Below are 1,986 nucleotides of genomic sequence, written 5' to 3'. Positions count from 1 at the left end.
AGAATGACGGATTTAAGATTGCCGCGCTCCGTTTCACTGCGCTCGCAATGACAGGGAAAGGATTAAGACGGGATTTCTCCCGGAGTTTATCCTGAGTTTATCGAAGGGGTCGAAATGACAGGATAGAGGAGGCTGAGGAGTTTCGGACAGACCGGCTAGCCTCTAAAGTAAGGCTCGGGGAGGCCGATTACTCCAGGCTCGGCGATAAAGACGCTCCCGCTTAGGAATGGAAGAAACAAAAAAGAAAGGGGTCGTTTGTAATTACAGACGGGGTCTTTCGCTCTCGATTATTGCGGATACGTCGGACATCTCTTTTCCGAGGAGATAGATAACATCGTCAAGAGTTATTATGCCCTTAATCGAGCCGTTATCGTCCACGATCGGAAATCGCCTGACGCTGCTTTTGCTGTCCTTTATCTGCTCGAGAGCCTCGTAAAGACCGGTTTTCTGATTGAGCGTTATGATTTCCCTGGACATTACATCCGAGACCGGGGTTTTTTCGGCGTCGAGGCCATTATTTACAAGTCTTATCATAACGTCCCTGTCGGTCAATATCCCCAGGGGCCTGTCCATATCTATCACGACTACACTCCCGACATTTTTTTCTTCCATCATTTTTGTTGCGTCGATTACCATCGTGCTTCTATTTACGCAAACTATCTCTCTCCGGCATAGACTTTCGAGACTCATTTGATTTTACCTCCTGTCATTAACTTTCCCGACTACTTAAAGTGCAGAAACGCATAGTGCAATGCACATGCCACTTTCCCGGAACCCCTTAACCTGCTGAAATTATCGAATTATTTGGTTCCTGCCGGACAGTGTCTTTTTATGAAAGTGTACGTAATCAGGACATATGACGGACGTCACCGATGGCCTTTCCAAATATGCTCATGGAGGATGAAAACAAATATATTTACGCACTCGGGTAAATGTCGGTCAAAATAGTAATGGAATGATAAACATAAGGCGGGAAAAGCCGGGGGATATAAGGGATATATTCGATATTAATCTCAGGGCTTTTGGAAGAGAGGACGAGGGGCAGCTCGTAGACAGGCTGAGGGGAAAGGTGTATCCGTTTATCTCACTCGTCGCCGATAAAAAGGGGGAGACCGCAGGGCACATATTGTTTACCCCTGTGATCGTCGGCGAGACGTTGCTGAAGGCAGCGGGACTGGGTCCTATGGCGGTGCTCCCGGAGCATCAGGGGGGAGGAGTGGGGTCAGCCCTTATTAATGAGGGACTCAGGGTCTGCCGTAAGGAGGGTATGGAGGCCGTGTTCGTCCTTGGGCACGCGGCGTACTACACGAAGTTCGGGTTCGAGCACGCTTCAAAGAGGGGGATTTACTGGAAGGGTAGCGAGTTCGCGCCTTACTTCTTCGTGCACGAACTTGCGAAAGGCGCGCTTGACGGGGTACAGGGGGAAGTCATTTTTCATCCCGCTTTTGACGATGTGTGAGCAGCCTGAAGGTATGTAAGCCTGAGGCCGGCTTATAGAGATGCCCGATAAGTGTTTACGGGTGTACCCGATTTAAGGAAAGCCGCGGACTGGCACCTATTCGTCGTGAATAGCTTCTCTAACTTTGTCAATCATCTCTTGAGGTATCTCATCCATTCCGTGGTCTTCTTTGGCGTGCTTTGCGGCCTGCGCCATGATTTCCTCGACGGATTCTCCCTTGGCCTCGAAATCACAATCAACACCGACTTCTCTACAGCGGAGTACCTTTGCCATGATGTCGTTTCCTTATATGCAAATATTGATATGAGCCCTTATATTATTTAATGGGCGGGAAGTCAATGCGGGGGAGGTGGGGGAAAAGAGGCGTCCTTCGACAGGCTCAGGATGAGCGGGCGGAATGCGCCCGCTGGTTGTGTTAGAGAGGTTTCACACCCCCCTTAATCTCTTTTAAATGTAGAAGCGATCTGCCTGGATTTAACGAGCTTATGTAGATTTGAGGTAATGGCATCCGGTTCTTCCGCACGCTC

General features: G+C 49.4%; 3 protein-coding genes. 1 reads left to right on the top strand and 2 read right to left on the bottom strand.

Translation table 11 applies throughout. The features are described from left to right. Nucleotides 1-261: 261 nt before the first annotated feature. Complete coding sequence (locus RIG61_02695; protein ID MEQ9618064.1) at nt 262-690, bottom strand: CBS domain-containing protein; 429 nt, start codon at nt 688-690, stop codon at nt 262-264. 265 nt (nt 691-955) lie between these two features. On the opposite strand from RIG61_02695, the gene RIG61_02690 reads away from it, so the two are divergent. After that, on the top strand, nt 956-1,459 hold the full coding sequence (locus tag RIG61_02690) for an N-acetyltransferase (protein ID MEQ9618063.1): 504 nt from the start codon (nt 956-958) through the stop codon (nt 1,457-1,459). 96 nt (nt 1,460-1,555) lie between these two features. On the opposite strand, the gene RIG61_02685 is transcribed toward RIG61_02690, so the two are convergent. Further along, entirely contained in the window at nt 1,556-1,732 is a 177-nt protein-coding gene (locus RIG61_02685; protein ID MEQ9618062.1) for a DUF1059 domain-containing protein, read from the bottom strand. Nucleotides 1,733-1,986: the final 254 nt, after the last annotated feature.

It is taken from the genome of Deltaproteobacteria bacterium, from assembly GCA_040223695.1.
In the GTDB taxonomy this organism is placed as follows: Bacteria; Desulfobacterota_D; UBA1144; order Nemesobacterales; family UBA2774; genus JAVKFU01.
This window is presented reverse-complemented; position numbering and strand designations above follow the sequence as displayed.

Excerpts from the sequence above, each read along its gene's own strand:
- RIG61_02695 (MEQ9618064.1), bottom strand. The coding sequence starts at position 690 with ATGAGTCTCGAAAGTCTATGCCGGAGAGAGATAGTTTGCGTAAATAGA.
- RIG61_02690 (MEQ9618063.1), top strand. The coding sequence starts at position 956 with ATGATAAACATAAGGCGGGAAAAGCCGGGGGATATAAGGGATATATTC.
- RIG61_02685 (MEQ9618062.1), bottom strand. The coding sequence starts at position 1,732 with ATGGCAAAGGTACTCCGCTGTAGAGAAGTCGGTGTTGATTGTGATTTC.